The organism is Rouxiella badensis, assembly GCF_026967515.2.
Classification (GTDB): Bacteria; Pseudomonadota; Gammaproteobacteria; order Enterobacterales; family Enterobacteriaceae; genus Rouxiella; species Rouxiella badensis.
The window spans coordinates 4,440,249-4,460,387 of record NZ_CP114062.1 but is presented as its reverse complement, the minus strand read 5'-3'; the positions used below and the strand labels follow the sequence as shown (position 1 = coordinate 4,460,387).

The following is a 20,139-nucleotide window of genomic DNA, read 5'->3' as shown; positions in this document are numbered from 1 at the left end:
TTATGCCCTGTCTGCTGATCCAGGGGCGCCGCAGCGCAGGATATCAGTTTGCTTTAATCGATTTCACTGGCTCAATGACCGTCGCGGTAGTTTTTTCCATTGGCATCAGGAAATTCAGCAACATAGCGACAATTCCACCGCTGGTCACCGCATGACCAAAGATATTGCCCACGACCTGTGGGAACTGTTTAAGGACTTCAGGCACGGCTTCGATTCCCAGCCCGATCCCCAATGAAATAGCGATAATCAGCATCTCGCGGCGGCCAAGCGGTGCCTGAGTCATAATACGAATACCCGCGGCTACCACACTGCCGAACATCACCAGCGTTGCTCCCCCCAGCACCGGTGCGGGAATTTGCTGCAACAGGCCACCGATAGCCGGGAAAAGGCCTAGCACCACAAGTAAAACGCCGATATAGAGCCCCACGCGGCGACTGGCTACGCCGGTCATCTGGATAACGCCATTATTCTGCGCGAAAGTCGTATTTGGGAAAGAGGATAACATTGCCGCAATCATGCAGCTCACACCGTCAGCTAGAATCCCGCCCTTCAGACGCTTGCGGAAAGCCTCCCCCTCAATCGGCTGCTGCGACAGCATGCAGTTGGCGGTCAGGTCACCGACTGCCTCGAGAATGCTGATGAAAGAGACCAACGCGATCGGCACGAAGACAGTCCAGTCGAAATGGAAACCAAAGCGGAACAGGCGCGGCAACTCAAACCAGCTCCCCTGTAGCGTCTTGAAGGTCAGATGGCCGGTCAACGCGGCGGCGAGGCAACCTACGGCAATACCGACCACGATGGCAGACAGGCGCAGCGCACGCACGGGAATGCGGTTAAGAATAACAATCACCAGCAGGGTTAATGCCCCAAGCCCAAGGTTAGCCGGTGCGCCAAAGTCGGCTGCGCCGTTGCCACCGCCCCAATCGGTGATGCTCACCTTGATAAGGCTGATACCAATAAGCACGATGACAGTTCCGGTCACCAGCGGTGTAAATACACGGCGCTGCTGACCGGTGAAACGACTGATCAACAGCGGAATAAAGGCGGCAACAAAGTTAACGCCGAAGATCATCGCCATGATGTCTTCCGGCGAGCCACCGCGACTTTTCACCAGAAAGCCGCCGGAGAGGATCACGCCCAGAAAAGCAAAACTGGTTCCTTGCAGGCAGATCATTCCTGCGCCGATCCCCATGATACGGCGTGCCTGAATAAAGGTGCCTATCCCGGAAGCCAGCAGCGACATGCTTATCAGATAAGGCAGGTAGGCATTAAGCCCAAGTACCGACCCAATGATCAGCGGCGGAGTGATGATCCCAACCACACTTGCCAGCAGGTGTTGTACGGCGGTGAAAAACGCAGTCGCAGGAGCGATGCGGGCTTCCAGCCCATAGAGCAGCTCTTTTTCATTGGATTCTGACATAACGTGGTTCCGCGATAAGGGAGTATTACCCCTTTAATGCATAAACCAGGCCATTCGGTAAAAAACTAAGCGTAACTTGTATAACTCAATGAAAAATAATGTATTTTTCGCATAATTTTTTACTGAAACTTTAAAATCATAAAATACTAATTTGCATACTTTTGTTTCATCAGACGTGAAATCCTCATAGATTCGCACTATGAATGTGCAAAGCACCGCCACAAGGCAAGATTTGTAGATAAAAAAAATCCTGACCCACAGGGACAGGATTTCTTATCGCTGCGCGAGAATATCAGGCGCGGGTAACGGGGAAAGCCAATACGTCGGCGATGCTGTCGGCACCTAGCGCAATCATAATCAGGCGATCGACGCCCAGCGCAACACCGGAACACTCCGGCATGCCGTGCTTCAAGGCATCCAGCAGATTGTTGTCGATAGGATGCTGCGGCAGGCCGCGTGCGGCGCGCTTTCGGTTGTCCTGCTCAAAGCGCTGACGCTGCTCGTTGCCGTCGGTCAATTCACGGAATCCGTTGGCTAGCTCAACGCCTTTGTAGTAGACCTCAAAACGCTCGGCAACGCGGTGGTCTTCGGTACTTATTTCGGCCAGGGACGCCTGCGTCGCCGGGAAATGGTAAACGAAAGTCGGCTTTTCTCGCCCGATATGCGGTTCAACGCCCATCGCGAACAACAGCTGGAGCAGCGTGTCACGATCCTCTTCTTCATCGGCAATGTTGGAAAGATCCAGCTTGGCGGCTGCTTCACGCAGTTGCGCTTTGTCGGCAGACAAAGGGTCGACGTCAAGATGGCGGATAAACACCTGCTGATAGGAGACCGTTTCGGCGCTGTCGCAGTCGAGGATCTGTTGCAGCAGGTCATCCACTTCATTCATCAGGCGATACATGTCATAGCGTGGGCGATACCACTCGAGCATGGTGAATTCGGGATTATGATACCGACCGGCCTCTTCGTTGCGAAAACTGCGGCCCATCTGATAAATAGGACCACTGCCCGCGGCCAGCAGGCGTTTCATATGATACTCTGGGCTGGTCATCATGTAGAGCGTCATGCCCTCGGCGGCACCGGGGCCGACGAAGCGCGTCTCAAAAGGAAACAGGTGAATGTCGGTGATCGTTGCATGGCTCATGGTCGGTGTCTCCACCTCCAGAACGCCACGATCGCTGAAAAAACGTCGAATTTCAGCTACGATTGCCGCACGCTTCAACAAATTGGCGATAGATGCACTGGGTTGCCAGCTTGCTGTTTCGCTCATGATGATTTACTCCGATATCAGACAGGGCATGCAGTCTACTCGCATCCCCGCAGGCAAACAAATTTCCGTTGGCTACACTTAAGGCTTAACGTGAGAAAGGGACGACTATGCGAATCTGGGCAAAATTAGGTGTATTTATTTCTGCATTACTTTCAGTCGGTTGTAGCATTAATCCGCCTGACAACGTCAAAGTGGTCAATAACTTCGAGTTAAATCGCTATCTGGGCACCTGGTATGAGGTGGCGCGGCTGGATCACGGCTTCGAAAGGGGCATGGAGCAGGTCACCGCCAATTACAGCCTGCGCAACGACGGCGGCGTGAAGGTGATCAACCGCGGATTCAACCCGGCGAAAAACAAATGGCAGCAGAGTGAAGGAAAAGGCTATTTCACCGGCCCAACCTCACGCGCCGCACTCAAGGTTTCCTTCTTTGGGCCGTTTTATGGCGGCTACAACGTGATTGAGCTCGACAAAGACTATCAGTACGCGCTGGTGTGTGGACCGGATAAAAGCTATCTGTGGATCCTCTCACGAACGCCTCAGCTTGATGCCGGGGTAAAACAGCATTTGCTGGAAACCGCGCAGCGCTATGGTTTTGATACCGATAAACTGGTGTGGGTTAAACAGCCTTAGGCGAGCTAAATCGGGTGACACGGCAAATCGGCGTCACCCAGTTAGCAATTACTGTGCAGCTCTGGAAACGGCGTGACCACCGGCAGAAATGTCTTCACCCACGCCGCGCGTCGTGTTGCAGGCGGTTAACAGGCTTGAGAGAACGATAACTGACACGAGGGTGAGAATACTTTTCTTCAGCATATAAAAATCCTTCCTATAAGAGAATGTAAAGTATAACGCTCTAAGTGTAGTTAAAATTGGCGCGGAGTGGAGCGAGTTGATGAAATTTCGGACAAATAAGAACAAGTGCAGAAACGTGGATACTCGGCGAAAAAAAGGCCGACCTAAGTCAGCCTGCTCGGGAAATGGCTCCGCCGAGGTGTGACACGTCTTCACCAAAACCGTGAACCGTATTGCATCCGCTTAACGCTGCCAGTGCCAGCACTGAAACCACGATAAACAACATTCTCTTCAACATTGTAAACGTATTCCAAAAATTCAAAGGGTCGAACGTAAGCACCGCGGCAGCCTGGCCACCGCAGCGCCTTATGCGTTATACGTCTGCGCGAAAATTACTTAACGCGAGAAACGTATTCGCCAGAACGGGTATCAACACGAACAACTTCACCGATCTGTACGAACAATGGAACCTTAACAACTGCGCCAGTAGACAGAGTCGCTGGTTTACCGCCGGTACCGGCAGTGTCACCTTTCAGGCCTGGGTCAGTTTCGGTGATTTCAGCTTCGATGAAGTTCGGTGGCTGAACTGCGATAGGACGACCGTCCCACAGAGTCACGATACATTCCGCATTGTCCTGCAACCATTTAGCCGCGTCACCTACGGTTTTCTCTTCAACACCGTGCTGCTCGAAAGTCTCAGGGTGCATGAAGTGGAAGAACTCACCGTCGTTGTACAGGTAGTTCATGTTGGTATCAACAACGTCCGCACCTTCGCAAGAGTCGGTAGACTTGAAGGTTTTCTCTACGCGAGAACCGGTCAGCAGACGACGCATCTTAACGCGTGCGAAAGCCTGACCCTTGCCCGGTTTTACAAATTCACTTGATTCGATAGCGTAAGGCTCGCTTTCGAACATGATTTTAAGACCCGGACGGAAATCGTTGCTAGAATAAGTCGCCATAATGGCCCTCTAATTTTAAACTGGTAGCTTAGCCAAAAAAATGGCACACATTGTAACCCTAAATACGCCATTTAGAGAAGATTGGTTGTATCAACTCGGCGATGTTATTACAGACCCGGACGAACTGCTTACTCTTCTGGCACTTAACGATCATGCAGAACTGCAGCAGGGCCGCGAAGCCCGTCGTTTGTTCCCGTTGCGCGTGCCGCGCGCGTTTGTTGCGCGCATGCAGCCGGGATGTCCACAAGACCCTTTACTTTTGCAGGTTCTGACTGCGCGCGAAGAATTTATCGCGGCACCCGGCTTTAGCACCGACCCGCTCGATGAACAAAAAAGCGTGGTACCGGGGCTGCTGCACAAGTATCGCAATCGCGCACTACTGCTGGTCAAAGGCGGCTGTGCGGTGAACTGTCGCTACTGCTTCAGACGCCACTTTCCCTATCAGGACAACCAGGGAAACAAAAATAATTGGTCTCAGGCGCTGGAGTATATCCGCACTCAGCCGGAACTGGATGAAATAATTTTCTCCGGTGGTGACCCGCTGATGGCAAAAGACCACGAACTCGACTGGCTCATCAGCGAGCTGGAAGCCATTCCACACATTAAACGTCTGCGTATTCACAGCCGTTTACCGGTGGTTATCCCTGCTCGCATCACGCAGGGGCTCTGTGAGCGCCTGCGTGAGTCCAGGCTGCAGGTCCTGATGGTGACCCACATCAATCACGCTAATGAAATTGATGACGAGCTGAGAAACAGTATGGCGCGTCTGAAAAAATCCGGTGTGACGCTGCTCAACCAAAGCGTGTTGCTGCGCGGCGTGAACGACAACGTCGAGACGCTGGCGACGCTGAGCAATGCGCTGTTTGATGCGGGCATTTTACCGTATTACATCCACGTGCTGGACAAGGTGCAGGGCGCGGCGCACTTTATGGTCGAGGATGACGAGGCAAGAGCGCTTATCAAAGGTTTGCTGAGTCGCGTATCGGGTTATCTGGTGCCCACCCTCACCCGCGAGATTGGTGGGCAGCCGAGCAAGACGCCGCTGGACTTAGGTCTGACGCAATCCTGATTTTTCACTGAATTTTTTCGGAGTCTGCGCAGATTGATGCCAAGCAAAAGGGATGCCCGTTGGCATCCCTTTTTTATTGGCTATGGTTATCGGTTGTGGCCGCTTATGGGCACTTATAAACCTGACCGACCATTTTGCTGTCCAGCGGTGCAAAGCTGGAGAAGATATTCTGCGTTGGGCTATTGGCACCATAAATGGTATTGCCGCCCAGTGCCGCCGCCTTGTTACGCAAATCGTTTGCCGCGCCGCGCATGGAGCTGCCGTCACCGGAGGTCCCTGACAACCAGTTGCTTTGAGCACCGGTCACGGTTCCCAGAGCCTGACACTGGCTGCTCGGTTTTTCGTCGGTGAATTTCACCTGTTGACCGGCAGAGCTTAATTGATTTGCTGTGCTGCAACCCGCCAGCAGCATGACTGCCGAAAGGCCAAGCAACATTTTAATCCGCATCTCTTTCCCCATTTGTTTTGAGAAGTACCTAACGCCTATCAGATAACATTTCGCAATCTAAGGCATCCGTTGCCGAGTTTACCTAAAATTCAACGCATTATCTGACACGAACCCGTGGCAGAGCGTGCCCATAGTTTACACGTTATTTAATCAGGACGATGAGACTTATCTTACTTAACACCACAAAATAAAGGTACAAATTTCAGAATCACTTCACATTTAAGCGTTCGCTAAGCAGACGGCAGACTAAACCCTGAAAACCATCCATAAAAAAACCCGACCTTAAAGGCCGGGCTTCTTTAGTGCTGACCGAGCCGAAGCCCAGTCAGAACGCAGCAGAAAGACTGCCGGGGGATGATTACATCATGCCGCCCATGCCGCCCATTCCACCCATACCGCCAGCGCCGCCCATGTCGACTTTGTCGTCTTTAGGCAGGTCGGTAATCATGCACTCGGTGGTGATCATCAGGCCAGCTACAGAAGACGCGTACTGCAGAGCAGAACGGGTAACTTTAGTTGGATCCAGGATACCCATCGCGATCATATCGCCGTATTCTTCGGTGTAAGCGTTATAGCCGTAGCTGCCTTCACCCGCTTTCACGTTGTTGGCGATAACAGAAGCTTCTTCACCGGCGTTGATAACGATCTGACGCAGAGGTGCTTCCATTGCACGCAGTGCAACTTTGATACCTACGGTCTGGTCTTCGTTGTCGCCTTTCAGGCCAGCCAGTTTGTGAGCAACGCGGATCAGCGCAACACCACCACCGGCAACCACGCCTTCTTCAACCGCAGCACGGGTAGCGTGCAGGGCATCTTCAACGCGTGCTTTCTTCTCTTTCATTTCAACTTCAGTCGCTGCGCCCACTTTCAGAACGGCAACGCCGCCTGCCAGTTTAGCCACACGCTCTTGCAGTTTTTCTTTATCGTAGTCAGAGGTCGCTTCTTCGATCTGCTGACGGATCTGATTTACGCGGCCCTGAATGGTGGTTTCGTCACCGATACCATCGATGATGATGGTGGTGTCTTTGTTGATAACAACGCGCTTAGCCTGACCCATGTCTTCCAGGGTCGCTTTTTCCAGCTCCATACCGATCTCTTCAGAGATTACGGTACCGCCGGTCAGGGTTGCGATGTCTTGCAGCATAGCTTTACGACGGTCGCCGAAGCCTGGTGCTTTAACAGCAGCAACTTTCACGATGCCACGCATGGTGTTAACAACCAGCGTTGCCAGTGCTTCACCTTCAACGTCTTCTGCAACGATAAGCAGTGGTTTACCGGCTTTAGCAACGGCTTCCAGAACTGGCAGCATTTCGCGAATGTTGGAGATTTTTTTGTCGGCCAGCAGGATGAACGGGCTTTCAAGTTCAACAGCGCCAGTTTCTGGCTTGTTGATGAAGTAAGGAGACAGGTAGCCGCGGTCAAACTGCATACCTTCAACAACGTCCAGCTCGTCGATCAGGCCAGTGCCTTCTTCAACGGTGATAACGCCTTCTTTGCCTACTTTTTCCATCGCCTGAGCAATCAGTTTGCCCACGGTTTCGTCGGAGTTGGCAGAAATAGTACCAACCTGAGCGATAGCTTTAGAGTCAGAGCAAGGAACGGACAGCTTTTTCAGCTCTTCAACCGCGTTAACGACAGCTTTGTCGATACCGCGCTTAACGTCCATTGGGTTCATACCGGCAGCAACAGCTTTCAGACCTTCGGTGATGATGGCCTGAGCCAGCACGGTTGCAGTCGTAGTACCGTCACCCGCAGCATCGTTAGCTTTGGACGCAACTTCTTTCACCATCTGAGCGCCCATGTTTTCGAACTTGTCTTCCAGTTCGATTTCACGCGCAACAGAAACGCCGTCTTTAGTAATCGTTGGCGCACCAAAAGATTTGTCCAAAACGACGTTACGGCCTTTAGGGCCTAAGGTCACTTTAACTGCGTTAGCCAGAATGTTAACGCCGTTCAGCATTTTTACGCGGGCGTCGTTACCGAATTTTACATCTTTAGCTGACATTATAATTTCCCTTAAATTCGTTCAGTTCAGAAAATGGGGTGACGAGACGATTAGGCTTCAACGATTGCCAGAATGTCGCTCTCTGACATGATCAACACTTCTTCATTGTCGATCTTCTCAGCTTTAACGCCGTAACCGTCGTTGAAGATGACGATGTCGCCAACTTTCACGTCCAGCGCTTTCACTTCACCGTTTTCCAGAATGCGACCATGACCGACGGCCAGAATTTCGCCACGAGTAGATTTAGCAGCGGCGGAGCCAGTCAGAACGATGCCGCCAGCAGATTTGGTTTCAACTTCTTTACGCTTGACGATAACGCGGTCATGCAATGGACGAATTTTCATTGATAACTCTCCTGTGAGCAGGTCCATATCTAATAATTTAGGGTTGAACGCCAGGTAGAAAGCCTATCCTGACCTCGTGGTTTGATTAATGGGGGCATTACGCGCCCCTTCAAGGGCAGAAAAGAAAATTTTTTTGAATTTTCTTTATCCGCAAACTTAGCGATCCTTATGATCCTGACGGTCTTCATCAATTTGAGATACCAGACGCTCGGTGGGCTCGTCCTTACGCTGGAATTCTCCGTCAAAGGTATTGCCCGTCGCCGGGCCTGCGCCACCGGGGCGATAGATATTCAGGTGGGGCATCAGCTTCAGGGTCAGAGATTTCTGCACCGGCGGCAGCAACAGCAGCAGGCCAAGGAGATCGGTGAAGAATCCCGGTACCACAAGCAGAAAACCAGCCAGCACCAGAGAAACACTTTTCACCATCTCGGCGGCCGGACTTTCGCCCAACGCCAGCTTTTGCTGTAGCTGGAAGATAGTTTTCATACCTTGATTGCGCACAAGCGACACGCCCACGCAGGAGGTAAAGACCACCAGCAGCAGGGTAAACGCCACGCCGATGACAGAGGCGACTTTGATAAATAAGGTTATTTCAATGTAAGCCAACAGAAATAACAGAAGCAGAGGTAACCAGCGCACTGCGCTCTCCTTGTGATGACAAGCCCTGAAGTGCCCTGTCAGGCGTCGATTCAGAACTCTATAATGGGGGTCCCATAGGGTTATCCTATGAAGACTGACAACAGTGAGATGGTATCGTTAAGAGGCAATTTCAACCTGTTGGCGATATTTAATTGGGTTGGGGTAATTAATTGTGAGAAATTTCACAGAAATCTAAACCTCTCGTCACAAAGCCCCTGTGGGATGGACTTAGTGCGTGCATTTCGCCATAAGCAGCATATGATCGCACCCGCGGCCGAGCTAAGTGGTGTAATATTTTATTTTATCCAGCGTCCGTAACATAACTCTAATCAGCCTGTAACTGTTTAGCACCAAAAAGAAGGTTCTCATGTCAAATACGATTCGTATCGAGGAAGATCTGCTGGGTACACGTGAAGTTCCCGCCGATGCTTACTGGGGTATTCATACCCTGCGCGCTGTTGAAAACTTTTATATCAGTAACACTAAGATAAGCGATGTGCCGGAGTTTGTTCGCGGCATGGTGATGGTAAAAAAAGCGGCCGCTCTCGCCAATAAAGAGCTGCAAACCATCCCACGCAAAATCGCCGACGTCATCATCGCAGCCTGCGATGAAGTGTTAGATAAAGGGAAATGTATGGATCAGTTCCCAATCGACGTTTTTCAGGGCGGTGCCGGTACTTCCGTAAACATGAACACCAATGAGGTTCTGGCAAACATTGGCCTCGAGCTAATGGGCCACCAAAAAGGCGACTACCAGTTCCTTAATCCCAACGACCACCTCAACAAGTGCCAGTCAACCAACGACGCTTATCCGACCGGCTTCCGCCTGGCCGTCTATGCCTCATTGCTTAAGCTGGTCGATGCTATCGCGCAGCTGGGCGACGGCTTCGAGCGTAAAGCGGTCGAATTTGAAAAAATCCTGAAGATGGGCCGTACTCAGCTTCAGGACGCGGTACCCATGACGCTGGGCCAGGAATTCCATGCGTTTAACGTGCTGCTGAAAGAAGAAACGCGCAACCTGCTGCGCACCGGCGAGCTGCTGCTAGAGGTTAACCTCGGCGCGACCGCTATTGGGACACGCCTGAACACGCCAGAAGGTTATCAGGTGCTGGCAGTGCAGAAGTTGGCCGAAGTCAGCAACCTGCCGTGTATTCCGGCCGAAGACCTGATTGAAGCGACGTCCGACTGTGGTGCTTACGTGATGGTGCACAGCTCGCTTAAACGTCTGGCGGTTAAGCTGTCGAAAATCTGTAACGACCTGCGCCTGCTGTCTTCGGGTCCGCGTGCCGGTCTGAACGAAATCAACCTGCCGGAGCTGCAGGCGGGTTCTTCCATCATGCCAGCCAAGGTAAACCCGGTCATTCCAGAAGTGGTGAATCAGGTTTGTTTCAAAGTTATCGGCAACGACATGTGCGTTACCATGGCCGCCGAAGCAGGCCAGCTACAGCTGAACGTGATGGAACCGGTGATTGGCCAGGCCATGTTTGAGTCTATCCATATCTTGACCAACGCCTGCTACAACCTGTTGGAAAAATGCATCAACGGCATTACAGCCAACAAGGAAGTGTGCGAATTCTACGTCTTTAACTCGATAGGGATCGTCACCTACCTGAACCCGTTCATCGGCCACCACAATGGCGATATCGTCGGTAAAATCTGTGCAGAAACCGGCAAGAGCGTGCGTGAAGTGGTTCTTGAGCGCGGGCTGCTGACTGAAGCCGAGCTGGACGATATCTTCTCGGTTGAGAACCTGATGCACCCGGCCTACAAAGCCAAACGCTACACCGACGAAAACGAGCAATAATCAGCCAGCCTTAACCGCTAAACCTTACTGTTTATAAGCGTAATGGGGGGCGCGGAGGTCTTTTGAACTCCGTGCCCCTTCTTTTATAGAAAAAAACCCTGCCTTCGCTCGCCAATTCATTAATAATTCAACTTCGATTCTTCTGGTAAATGCAGTAAAAAATAATAATTGGAAAAGTGATTATGGTAATTCTTGAACTGGTCATCGTCTTCGCCGCCATCTTTCTGGGTGCACGTCTCGGCGGCGTAGGTATCGGCTTCGCGGGCGGGTTGGGCGTTTTGGCGCTTGCGCTGGCAGGCGTAAAACCCGGGACTATCCCTTTCGACGTCATCTCTATTGTGATGGCCGTTATTGCCGCGATTTCCGCTATGCAGGTCGCAGGAGGAATGGACTATCTGGTGCTGCAAACCGAAAAACTGCTGCGCCGTAATCCTAAACACATCACCCTACTGGCACCAATAGTGACCTATTTCCTAACCGTGCTGGCGGGAACGGGCAATATCTCGCTGTCGGCGCTGCCGGTCATTGCCGAGGTTTCCAAGGAGCAAGGCATCAAGCCCAGCCGTCCGCTGTCAACGGCGGTCGTCGCGGCGCAGATTGCCATCACCGCGTCGCCAATTTCTGCCGCCGTGGTATATATGTCATCAGTCATGGAAGGTCACGGCATCAGCTATCTGCATCTTTTAATGGTGCTTATGCCTTCAACGCTGTGCGCTATTGTGCTGACCTCATTGATTATTAGCCTCTTTTTTGATTCCAAACTGCATGATGATCCCGTCTATCAAAAGCGTTTCAAAGAAGGGCTCATTAGCCTGCGCGGCAACAAGGTGCTTGAGGTAAAACCACGCGCCAAAGCCTCGGTGGGTATCTTCCTGCTTGGGGTTTTATCGGTCGTCGCCTACGCGGTGATAAGCAGCCCAGGAATGGGTCTGATAACCACGCCAATCATGACCACCAATAGCGCCATTTTAATCATCATGCTGAGCGTCGCGACGATTATCACCTTGATGTGCAAGGTTGATACCGATCTTATCCTCTCGTCGGGCACCTTCAAGGCCGGTATGAGCGCCTGCCTCTGTATTTTGGGCGTAGCCTGGCTCGGCGACACCTTTGTGCAGGCCAACCTCGGCTGGATAAAAGAGACGGCGGGTGGCCTGATTCAGTCACACCCTTGGTTGCTGGCGGTGATTTTCTTCTTCAGCTCGGCGCTGCTCTACTCTCAGGCAGCCACAGCCAAGGCGCTGATGCCGCTGGCGTTGGCGCTGAGCGTATCGCCGCTGACCGCCGTTGCTGCCTTCCCTGCGGTATCAGGCCTGTTTATTCTGCCGACCTATCCGACCCTGGTCGCCGCCGTGCAAATGGATGATACCGGCAGCACGCGCATCGGGCGCTTGGTCTTTAATCATCCGTTCTTTATTCCGGGGACGCTGGCGATCGTGCTGTCCGTCATTTTCAGTTTTGCGCTAGGCAGCATTATTCTTTAACAGTTTTACCCTGCGCTATGTCTCTGGTTTAGCTTATTTTCTCGGTAAAGAGCCTTAATCATGCTCAGCTGACGTTCTCCCAACCCGCCATGAAGGGTATAATGGCGGGTTGAAAAACAGGCGATGGAAAGACGCAGCGCCTTATCAGAAAGGCTTAATACAAGAGAAAATGCTCCCGTGATGGATTACCCGTTTCTTAAAAAATTCTTCCAACTTTGCTGTCTGCTGCTGTGCAGCCTGACCTTTTTGCCCACCGCCAGCCAGGCCTCATTTTTTGGTGGATCTAATACGCCGCATTTTGTCACGGTCGATCAGGCGTTTACCTTCGATTTTTCGCAAAAAGGCTCGGATCTCGCCCTGAACTGGCAAATTCGTGACGGCTACTATCTTTATCGTCAAAAAATCGACATCGTCGCCGAAAATGCCACACTTGCCGCGTTTATTTTGCCAAAAGGGATCGCTCATCATGACGAATTCTTCGGCGATTCGGAAATCTATAAAAACAACCTCAACATTGCCATTCCGCTGCGTGAAGCAAAGGCCAATGCCAAGGTTCGCGTAACGTATCAGGGATGCGCCGCCGCCGGGTTCTGCTATCCGCCGGAGACGCGAGAGATCCCGCTGAGTCAGGTTTCCGCCAACGCGCCAGACTTTGTTGCCCCAACCCACCCTGCTTTCTCAGCGGTGCCTGTCGCGGTGCAAACGACACCTCAGCCCACGCCGCTGCCTTTCTCGCCGCTTTGGGCGCTGATTATCGGCATAGGCATTGCCTTTACGCCGTGCGTCTTGCCGATGTATCCGCTGATTTCGAGCATTATTCTAGGCCGTGAGCGCCCGCATAGCCTGAAGCGGATTTTCCTACTGGCCATGCTCTACGTTCAGGGCATGGCGCTGACCTATACCCTGCTTGGCGTCGTGGTGGCCGTCGCGGGCCTGCAATTCCAGGCCGCCCTGCAAAGTCCATGGGTACTGATTGCCCTGTCGGTGATGTTTATTGCGCTGGCGCTCTCGATGTTTGGACTCTTCAGCCTGCAACTGCCCTCTTCCGTACAAACCCGTCTTGCGCTGATGAGCAACGGTCAAAAAGGCGGCTCGCTGGTTGGCGTGTTTGTGATGGGCGCGATTGCCGGGCTTATCTGTTCACCCTGCACTACCGCACCGCTCAGCGCCATTCTGCTGTATATCGCCCAAAGCGGAAATCCGTGGGCAGGCGCAGGGACGTTGTACCTTTATGCCTTCGGTATGGGGATCCCACTTATTGCCGCCACGCTGTTCGGCAACCGCCTGCTGCCGCGCAGCGGGCCGTGGATGGATTACGTAAAGGAAGGCTTTGGTTTCGTAATTCTTGCGCTGCCGGTGTTCCTGCTTGAGAGAGTGATTGGCGACACCTGGGGCCTGCGCCTGTGGAGCATTCTGGGCATAGCCTTCTTTGGTTGGGCGCTGCAACTCAGCATGAAGAGTTCGCGCGGCGTTTTCCGAGTACTACAACTGGTGTTTCTCGCCGCCGCCCTGATAGTCAGCCGTCCGCTGCAAGACTGGGTCTTCTCGGCGCCGGTAACGAACGAGGCCGCCAGCCCTACCCTTAAGTTCGATAAGATCCATAACGTTGACGAACTTAATGCGGCTCTTCAGCAGGCCAGGGGCCGCCGCGTGATGCTTGATCTCTACGCCGACTGGTGTGTCGCTTGCAAAGAGTTTGATAAATATACCTTTACCTCGCCACAGGTTCAGGAAGCGCTTGCCAACACGCTGCTGTTGCAGGCCGACGTGACGCAGAATAGCTCTGAGCAGGCCGCTCTGCTCAAACGCCTGAATGTACTGGGACTGCCGACCATTCTGTTTTTTGGACCGGACGGTAAAGAGCTCCCTCAGTCGCGCGTCACCGGCTTTATGAACAGCGGCGAATTTAGCGCGCATTTGCACAATACCCAGCCTTAAACGACACTAATACCCAGAGCTATTGGCGGTGAAGCACCCTGTGAACGCCATTAGCGCCAGTTTTGAGGAGGAAAAAAGTGCTAAGAGAACAGGTTCTAGACCAAACGCTCAACCTATTGGAACAACGAGGTCTGGCAACAATGTCTTTAGAGTCGGTAGCCGACCTGGTCGATGTCCCTTTAAACGAGCTAAAGCTTTTTTGGCCGGACGCCGAGGCACTGCTCTATGACAGCCTCAGACACCACGGAGAGCAAATTGAGGTTTGGCGTCGTCAGTTACTGTTAGATGAGACGCTGACGCCGCCTCAGAAGCTGCTGGCACGTTATAAAGTACTTAATGAACAGGTCAGGCAGAGCCGCTACCCAGGATGCCTGTTTATCGCTGCGTGCAGCTTTTATCCCGACAGGGAATCTCCAATTCACCAGTTAGCCGAACAGCAGAAAACAGCCTCATTCAACTACACTCTGTCTTTACTACAGGAAATGGGTTCTGATGACCCAGAAATGGTTGCCCACCAGATGGAGCTCATTCTTGAAGGCTGTCTAAGCCGACTATTAGTCAAACGCCAGCTTCACGACGTTGAAGTGGCAAGCAGACTGGCTGAAGACGTGCTTAACGTCGCCCGCTGTCGTGAGCACGGTGCGCTTTCCTGAGTTCAAAATGACGAAATTTGCCCCAGCTCTGTGATTTTTGTCTGAAAAGCCAGCAGTCAGTCAGGTTTTGAAGGTTTAAATGCATAAATGCGTTGACGGCGCAGGGGCAATACGGTTTAATGCGCCCCGTTGCCCGGATAGCTCAGTCGGTAGAGCAGGGGATTGAAAATCCCCGTGTCCTTGGTTCGATTCCGAGTCCGGGCACCATATTCTGAAGAACCCGCCTATGGCGGGTTTTTTGCTTTTAGAGCGACAGACTCTGCATTAAACTTTCTTAGTTTTCCCGCTTAGAACGCCCTCAGCCCCCCGGTACACGGCAGACGATTTGTAATTTTTTTATTAAAAAGCCCGCGCCCATTCTCCGCTTTCACTGAAAAATCAACCCGCTTTCGTATCATACCCGCATTGACCAATAGCAAACAGATTTAAACCTTTTCCCATAGCCCTCGAAACGCGTCAGAACTACTATTATTATGATTAACCGTGTTAGACTCTTTTTCTGAAATATTCGTCAAACACTGAAAATTTTATCTTTCATGCAAAGAATAAATGAATGATGGCGTCGTTTTATTGTCTTAATCTAAGTTGGACTTGGTTTAATTACCTGAAAGACAGACATGATGCGGAGTGCTAAAATGCTTAATGACGCAGTGACTGAACAGAACAATTACCTTAGCAACCTAAGAAATTATAACAATGAAACACTATGATTTGAGTGTTATCGTGACTGCGCACAACTGTGCGAAGTACCTAACAGCTTGCCTCAACTCTATCCAGGTAGCTATGGGGGATAAATTCCCTCAGTGCGAACTCGTGCTGATTAATGACTCTTCTTCCGACGACACGCCCGCCCTTTTCGAAGCCTTTGCCGCGGGCCGCAGTAATGTCGTTCAGTATAACGTCGCTTTTAAAAACATCGGTAAAGTCAGGAACTTCGGTGTCTCACAGGCCCGTGGTGACTACATCACCATGGTTGACGGCGACGACCAGCTCAAACCCGACTCCCTGGTGGAAATTATCAATTTCCTGACCACCAACGAGCCAGACATGCTGATAACCAAGCTGACCGAGGTCCGTGACAGCTCTTCACCGGTGAACCACGAGCCTATGCAGCTCAAGCAGATCACCACCGATATTGCCATCAAGAAATACCTCATTCACCAGGCGTTTCAGGCCCACTTTATCGGCAAGTTTATTAAGCGCAGTATTCTTTTACGCTGCAAATTTCCGAATTATATTTGCTACGAAGATGCCTTCGTATTTCCCGAGGTATTAAAAAGCTGCAAGGATATTTATTTCTCTTCCACAGGTCCTTATATGTATTTCAAACATGGTAATACATTATCCAGCGATCTCGATGAAGAGAAAATTAAACTCTGCCGTAATGGACTGGACCAAATGTCATTAGTCCTGAAAGGTGATTATAAATTTCTTCAGGTTTGCCATTGGATTGAATTTATAAATCGAAATCATTTAACGATTTCAAAATGGAAAGACAGAAGCTCGATAAAACAGAATATCGAGGAAGTTGATACGCTGCCGTTCTTACTCCATCCGGCGGTCAGAATTAGCTATAAACGTAAGCTAATTAAAGTTAAAAAACTTATTCGCTCCTGGTAATTCGCGTTGAAACAAGAAAAAACACTCACTATTCTGATGTGAATCATGGAGTTGGTGTTTGGTCAAACGTGACGTGATGTTCACTTTTCAGCCATACTCCTTCCCGGCATCTTCACGCTTTACTTCTGTTGTCCTTCATCAAATCACTCACTTTCATCTTTAACTTTAAAATTACGCTTTGCTGTTATCAACTTGACAAATAGTGCGCTCTCTCAGCAAAAGGCCGCGTCTAAAACAGAAAAATATCGCCTAGCGTTATCCATTTAGTGCTTATGTTGGAAAAAGTAAAACGGGGGTAAATAATCCCTCAGAAAATTGTGATTTATGTCTCACAGGTTTAGCATTCTTCATCACAACTCCATAATTAAAAACCCGCACGCGGCGGGTTTATGTGGGCTTGCAGAAACGAACAATAATATTCAGGCAGCCAGCGTCGCTCCCCCGTCGATAACAATATCCTGCATGGTGATATGCCCCGCACGGTCCGAAGCCATAAATAATACCGCCTCCGCGACATCCTGCGGCTTGCCAATCTTGCCCAAAGGGATACCGAGCTTGAACTGCTCAGGAAAACCAGCGATGGTCAGCTGTTCGCTCTCCGGTGAGGTCCACATGCCACGCTGCATCGGGGTATCCGTTGAACCGGGTGAGACCAGATTACAGCGCACGCCGAACGGTGCCATCTCGAGTCCCACACTCAGACAGAGACTGCGCAGTGCGGCCTTTGACGCACAGTAGGCCGACATGCCGATACGCGGAACGTGGGCAGCGTTTGAGGAAATGCTGACGATCGCACCCCGCTTCTGACGACGAAATACGGGCAGCGTATGACGGAACATGTTGAAGGCTCCGCCAGCGTTAACCGCGAGACAGTCGTGCCAGTCCTCGTCACTCAGCTCATCGGTTGCGCCCATGCGCAGGATACCCGCGCCGTTGACCAGTACGTCAAGCCCGTCACGCTCGGCCAGCAGCCGTTGACAAACTTCACGCGCCGCCTTGGCGTCTGTGACATCAAGCACCTCGGTGCGGAAAGGATAATCACCCTCGTTAAAATGCTTGTCGAAGCCAACCACCTCAGCGCCCGCTTTAACGAATGCCAGCGCGGTCGTGTAGCCAATACCCTGCCCCGCGCCAGTGACCCAGACGCGCTTGTTGGCAAATTCCAACGCGTTATCCATCAGGCCTTCTCTCCCGACAACAGCTTGAACCAGCCATTGAGGGTCGGCGTTTTGGCCAGCGCCACGAAGTCGATGTCTTCACGAATTTTACGCCAACGCGTCGCGAGCGCCATGATGCGAACAGAATCGAGACCGTAGTCGATCAGGTTGTCGTCGTTATCCAAATCTTCACTGTCTTCGTCGAGCAACGGCAAGATTTCACGGCGCAGCTGCTCAAGGCTAATGCTTTCACCTTTGGCACCCACCAAATCTTCGGTCATTACCACGCGGCCGCAGCGGCCCGCAGTATAACGAAGCGCCATCAGATGCTCATCGCGCGAGAAGTCGGCCAGACCATCGGCCACCATGAACGGCTGAATATTACGCATAAAGCCGTCGATAGCCGTCGTCAGACAACCGATATGCGCGTAGACGCCGCAGATAATCAGCTGGTCGCGGCCGGTCTCCTGCAAGATTTCCTGCAACGGCGAACGGTGGAAGGCGCTGTAACGCCATTTTACTAACACCTGGTCGTCTTCGTCCGGTGCCAGTGCAGCAACGACTGCCTGCTGTTCAGGGTGCTTATTCAGCCCCGGTCCCCACATGTCGTTAAGCAGCGCACGGTCTTCATCACTCTGATTGTTTGGCTGAGCGGTGTAAAATACCGGGATACCCTGCGCTTTGCAGTAGCTGCGAAGGTTGGCAATATTTTCAACAACCTGCTTGACCAGCGGGCTATCCTCTCCCCAGAAATTGAGGAAGTATTGCTGCATATCGTGAATCAGCAGCGCAGCACGCGAGGGTTCCAGCTCCCATTGCACCTTGTTGGTCGGCAGTTCGGCAACGGTCGGCAGCGCATAAGAATCGAGTTTTGGAATGGCCATCGTTTATTCTCCAGAAGTCTTGATCGGTGATTGCGCTTCAAATGTTTGGCGCAAAAGCTTTTTATCTATTTTGCCGACCGGGGTCAGCGGAAGCCGTTCGACGCGAATAAAGCGGTCAGGCAGCTTGAATTCGGCTATGCCTTGCTCGCGCAGATGACGACGCAAAGCGGGAGATTTCAGCTCGACGTTCGAGACGATAAACGCACAGCTCTTCTCGCCCATCAGCTCGTCGGGCATGGAAACCAGCGCCGCATTGACGATGTCAGCATGGCGCAGCAGCAGATTCTCAATCTCTTCTGCCGCAATCTTCTCGCCACCGCGGTTTATCTGGTCCTTCAGACGCCCCTCAACCTTCACGTAACCATCTTCAGTCAGTGAAATCAGATCGCCAGAACAGTAGAAACCGTTGTCATCAAAGGATTCAGCGTTATGTTCAGGGCTGTTGTAGTAGCCGCGGAAGGTGTATGGGCCACGCGTCATCAGGCGACCGACTTGCCCGGCTGGCAAAGGATTACCCTGTTCATCGGCGACCCAGAGCTCGTCGTCCGGTGACATCGGATAGCCCTGCGTGGTCAGGATATGCTGCTCGTCATCATCCAGACGGGTGTAATTCACCAACCCTTCTGCCATGCCGAATACCTGCTGTAGCTGGCAGCCAATCTCATTCTGAATGCGTGCCGCCAGCGTTTCCCCCAGCTTGGCGCCGCCGACCTGCAACAGCTTAAGGCTGCTCAGCGCCTGGTTGCTGCCCCATTCTTCAATGGCCTGTAGCCATAGCGTAACCGCAGGAGGGACCAGCGCCGTTACATTAATCTGATGCTTTTCAATCAGCTGGAAGCACACCAGCGCACTCGGATCCGCCGCCAGCACCATCTGACCGCCACCGTAAAACACACCGAGCGCACCTGGTGAGCTCATCGGATAGTTGTGGGCAATCGGCAGCGCACAGAGGTAACGCGTTTCGCTATTGAATCGGCACACCTCAACGCTCAGGCGAATACTGTAGTAGTAGTCGTTATGGGTCCGTGGAATCAGCTTCGGCGTACCTGTGCTGCCCCCCGAAAGCTGGAAAAAGGCGACCCGATCGGCGGCGGTTGGCGAGGCAGTAAACGTTGCCTGCTGTTCGCTAATCCACGCCGCCAGTGATTGTTCTTCCGACTGCGCACCGCGCAGCGCAACCTGCCGTAAGGACGGGTGCTGACCCAGAAACGTATCAAGGAAGGCATCGTCGCCAAACAGTGCATGACTGCGGTCGGCAATCAGCAGGGCTGGCTTGATTTGGCTGGCATAGGACTGGAGCTCGGTACGCTGATGGCTGAACAGTGCATTCACCGGCACCACTCCAATTTTCAGCAGCGCAAAGAACACGACATAAAATTCGTTTACGTTGCCAAGCTGAACGAGCGCGGTGTCACCCGAGGTCAGTCCGCGGCGGCGCAGGGCGCCCGCCAGTTGATTGGACTGCTTCTCAAGCTCGCGATAGGTCATGCTGCCCGCCGCATCAATCATCGCGACGTGGTCGTTATTGGCCTGACGCGTCAAGATGTCGATCAGGGGTTTATCAATCCAGTAACCGCGTTCGCGGTAAAGCCGTGCAAGATTCTCCGGCCAAGCGGTAAAGGCAATGCTCATAGTATTTTCTCGAACGTCA

General features: G+C 52.1%; 19 protein-coding genes and 1 tRNA gene. 8 read left to right on the top strand and 12 right to left on the bottom strand.

Features of this window, described 5'->3' with window-relative positions; translation table 11 throughout:
- Window positions 1–43 precede the first annotated feature (43 nt).
- Together O1V65_RS20625 and epmA are read right to left on the bottom strand one after the other, a co-directional pair.
- Window positions 44–1,420, bottom strand: a complete 1,377-nt coding sequence (locus O1V65_RS20625) for a nucleobase:cation symporter-2 family protein (protein WP_269129983.1) — start codon at window positions 1,418–1,420, stop codon at window positions 44–46.
- 292 nt (window positions 1,421–1,712) lie between these two features.
- Window positions 1,713–2,690, bottom strand: coding sequence for an elongation factor P--(R)-beta-lysine ligase (gene epmA, locus O1V65_RS20620; RefSeq protein ID WP_269129982.1), 978 nt, complete (start codon window positions 2,688–2,690; stop codon window positions 1,713–1,715).
- Between the two features lie 107 nt (window positions 2,691–2,797).
- On the opposite strand from epmA, the gene blc reads away from it, so the two are divergent.
- Window positions 2,798–3,322 carry an outer membrane lipoprotein Blc gene (blc, locus tag O1V65_RS20615; protein WP_017493727.1) on the top strand — a complete coding sequence of 175 codons (525 nt, stop codon included), beginning with the start codon at window positions 2,798–2,800 and terminating at the stop codon, window positions 3,320–3,322.
- A gap of 48 nt (window positions 3,323–3,370) precedes the next feature.
- On the opposite strand, the gene O1V65_RS20610 is transcribed toward blc, so the two are convergent.
- The 3 genes from O1V65_RS20610 to efp form a co-directional block, all read right to left on the bottom strand.
- Window positions 3,371–3,505, bottom strand: a complete 135-nt coding sequence (locus tag O1V65_RS20610; protein WP_017493726.1) for an entericidin A/B family lipoprotein — start codon at window positions 3,503–3,505, stop codon at window positions 3,371–3,373.
- A 148-nt stretch (window positions 3,506–3,653) separates the two neighbouring features.
- A complete protein-coding gene (locus tag O1V65_RS20605; RefSeq protein ID WP_376783578.1) occupies window positions 3,654–3,770 on the bottom strand; it encodes an entericidin A/B family lipoprotein in 117 nt (38 codons plus the stop codon).
- A 106-nt stretch (window positions 3,771–3,876) separates the two neighbouring features.
- Window positions 3,877–4,443, bottom strand: a complete 567-nt coding sequence (gene efp / locus O1V65_RS20600; protein WP_017493725.1) for an elongation factor P — start codon at window positions 4,441–4,443, stop codon at window positions 3,877–3,879.
- Between the two features lie 40 nt (window positions 4,444–4,483).
- Between efp and epmB the strand changes: the two genes are divergently transcribed.
- The gene (gene epmB, locus O1V65_RS20595) at window positions 4,484–5,512 is read left to right on the top strand and encodes an EF-P beta-lysylation protein EpmB (protein WP_026110778.1); all 1,029 of its coding nucleotides are present in this window, start codon (window positions 4,484–4,486) and stop codon (window positions 5,510–5,512) included.
- 103 nt (window positions 5,513–5,615) lie between these two features.
- Here the strand turns inward: epmB and O1V65_RS20590 are convergent, their stop codons facing one another.
- From O1V65_RS20590 to O1V65_RS20575, 4 genes are all read right to left on the bottom strand, one after another.
- Window positions 5,616–5,960, bottom strand: a complete 345-nt coding sequence (locus O1V65_RS20590) for a DUF4156 domain-containing protein (RefSeq protein ID WP_084912677.1) — start codon at window positions 5,958–5,960, stop codon at window positions 5,616–5,618.
- Between the two features lie 358 nt (window positions 5,961–6,318).
- Window positions 6,319–7,965: a chaperonin GroEL gene (gene groL, locus O1V65_RS20585; RefSeq protein ID WP_017493786.1), complete on the bottom strand. Its 1,647-nt coding sequence runs from the start codon at window positions 7,963–7,965 to the stop codon at window positions 6,319–6,321.
- 50 nt (window positions 7,966–8,015) lie between these two features.
- Window positions 8,016–8,309 carry a co-chaperone GroES gene (locus O1V65_RS20580; RefSeq protein ID WP_017493787.1) on the bottom strand — a complete coding sequence of 98 codons (294 nt, stop codon included), beginning with the start codon at window positions 8,307–8,309 and terminating at the stop codon, window positions 8,016–8,018.
- A 156-nt stretch (window positions 8,310–8,465) separates the two neighbouring features.
- Complete coding sequence (locus O1V65_RS20575; protein ID WP_017493788.1) at window positions 8,466–8,948, bottom strand: FxsA family protein; 483 nt, start codon at window positions 8,946–8,948, stop codon at window positions 8,466–8,468.
- Window positions 8,949–9,315: 367 nt separating this feature from the next.
- Here O1V65_RS20575 and aspA point away from each other — a divergent pair, with 367 nt between their 5' ends.
- The 6 genes from aspA (at window position 9,316) to O1V65_RS20545 (ending at window position 16,447) form a co-directional block, all read left to right on the top strand.
- Window positions 9,316–10,752: an aspartate ammonia-lyase gene (aspA, locus tag O1V65_RS20570; protein ID WP_017493789.1), complete on the top strand. Its 1,437-nt coding sequence runs from the start codon at window positions 9,316–9,318 to the stop codon at window positions 10,750–10,752.
- A gap of 182 nt (window positions 10,753–10,934) precedes the next feature.
- A complete protein-coding gene (locus O1V65_RS20565; protein ID WP_165428792.1) occupies window positions 10,935–12,236 on the top strand; it encodes an anaerobic C4-dicarboxylate transporter in 1,302 nt (433 codons plus the stop codon).
- Between the two features lie 180 nt (window positions 12,237–12,416).
- Window positions 12,417–14,174 (top strand): protein-disulfide reductase DsbD, encoded by a 1,758-nt coding sequence (locus O1V65_RS20560; RefSeq protein ID WP_165428791.1) that lies wholly within the window; start codon window positions 12,417–12,419, stop codon window positions 14,172–14,174.
- 77 nt (window positions 14,175–14,251) lie between these two features.
- On the top strand, window positions 14,252–14,827 hold the full coding sequence (dicD, locus tag O1V65_RS20555) for a division control transcriptional repressor DicD (protein WP_026110786.1): 576 nt from the start codon (window positions 14,252–14,254) through the stop codon (window positions 14,825–14,827).
- 131 nt (window positions 14,828–14,958) lie between these two features.
- Window positions 14,959–15,034 (top strand) — tRNA-Phe (locus O1V65_RS20550).
- Between the two features lie 489 nt (window positions 15,035–15,523).
- Window positions 15,524–16,447, top strand: coding sequence for a glycosyltransferase family 2 protein (locus tag O1V65_RS20545; RefSeq protein WP_081601466.1), 924 nt, complete (start codon window positions 15,524–15,526; stop codon window positions 16,445–16,447).
- A gap of 419 nt (window positions 16,448–16,866) precedes the next feature.
- Here the strand turns inward: O1V65_RS20545 and dhbA are convergent, their stop codons facing one another.
- From dhbA to O1V65_RS20530, 3 genes are read right to left on the bottom strand one after another with little or no spacing between them, the layout of a single operon-like run.
- Entirely contained in the window at window positions 16,867–17,625 is a 759-nt protein-coding gene (gene dhbA, locus O1V65_RS20540; RefSeq protein ID WP_269129981.1) for a 2,3-dihydro-2,3-dihydroxybenzoate dehydrogenase, read from the bottom strand.
- The gene (locus O1V65_RS20535) at window positions 17,625–18,488 is read right to left on the bottom strand and encodes an isochorismatase family protein (RefSeq protein WP_084912672.1); all 864 of its coding nucleotides are present in this window, start codon (window positions 18,486–18,488) and stop codon (window positions 17,625–17,627) included. Before O1V65_RS20535 ends, dhbA begins: the two co-directional genes overlap by 1 nt.
- A 3-nt stretch (window positions 18,489–18,491) precedes the next feature.
- On the bottom strand, window positions 18,492–20,120 hold the full coding sequence (locus O1V65_RS20530) for a (2,3-dihydroxybenzoyl)adenylate synthase (RefSeq protein ID WP_269129979.1): 1,629 nt from the start codon (window positions 20,118–20,120) through the stop codon (window positions 18,492–18,494).
- Window positions 20,121–20,139: the final 19 nt, after the last annotated feature.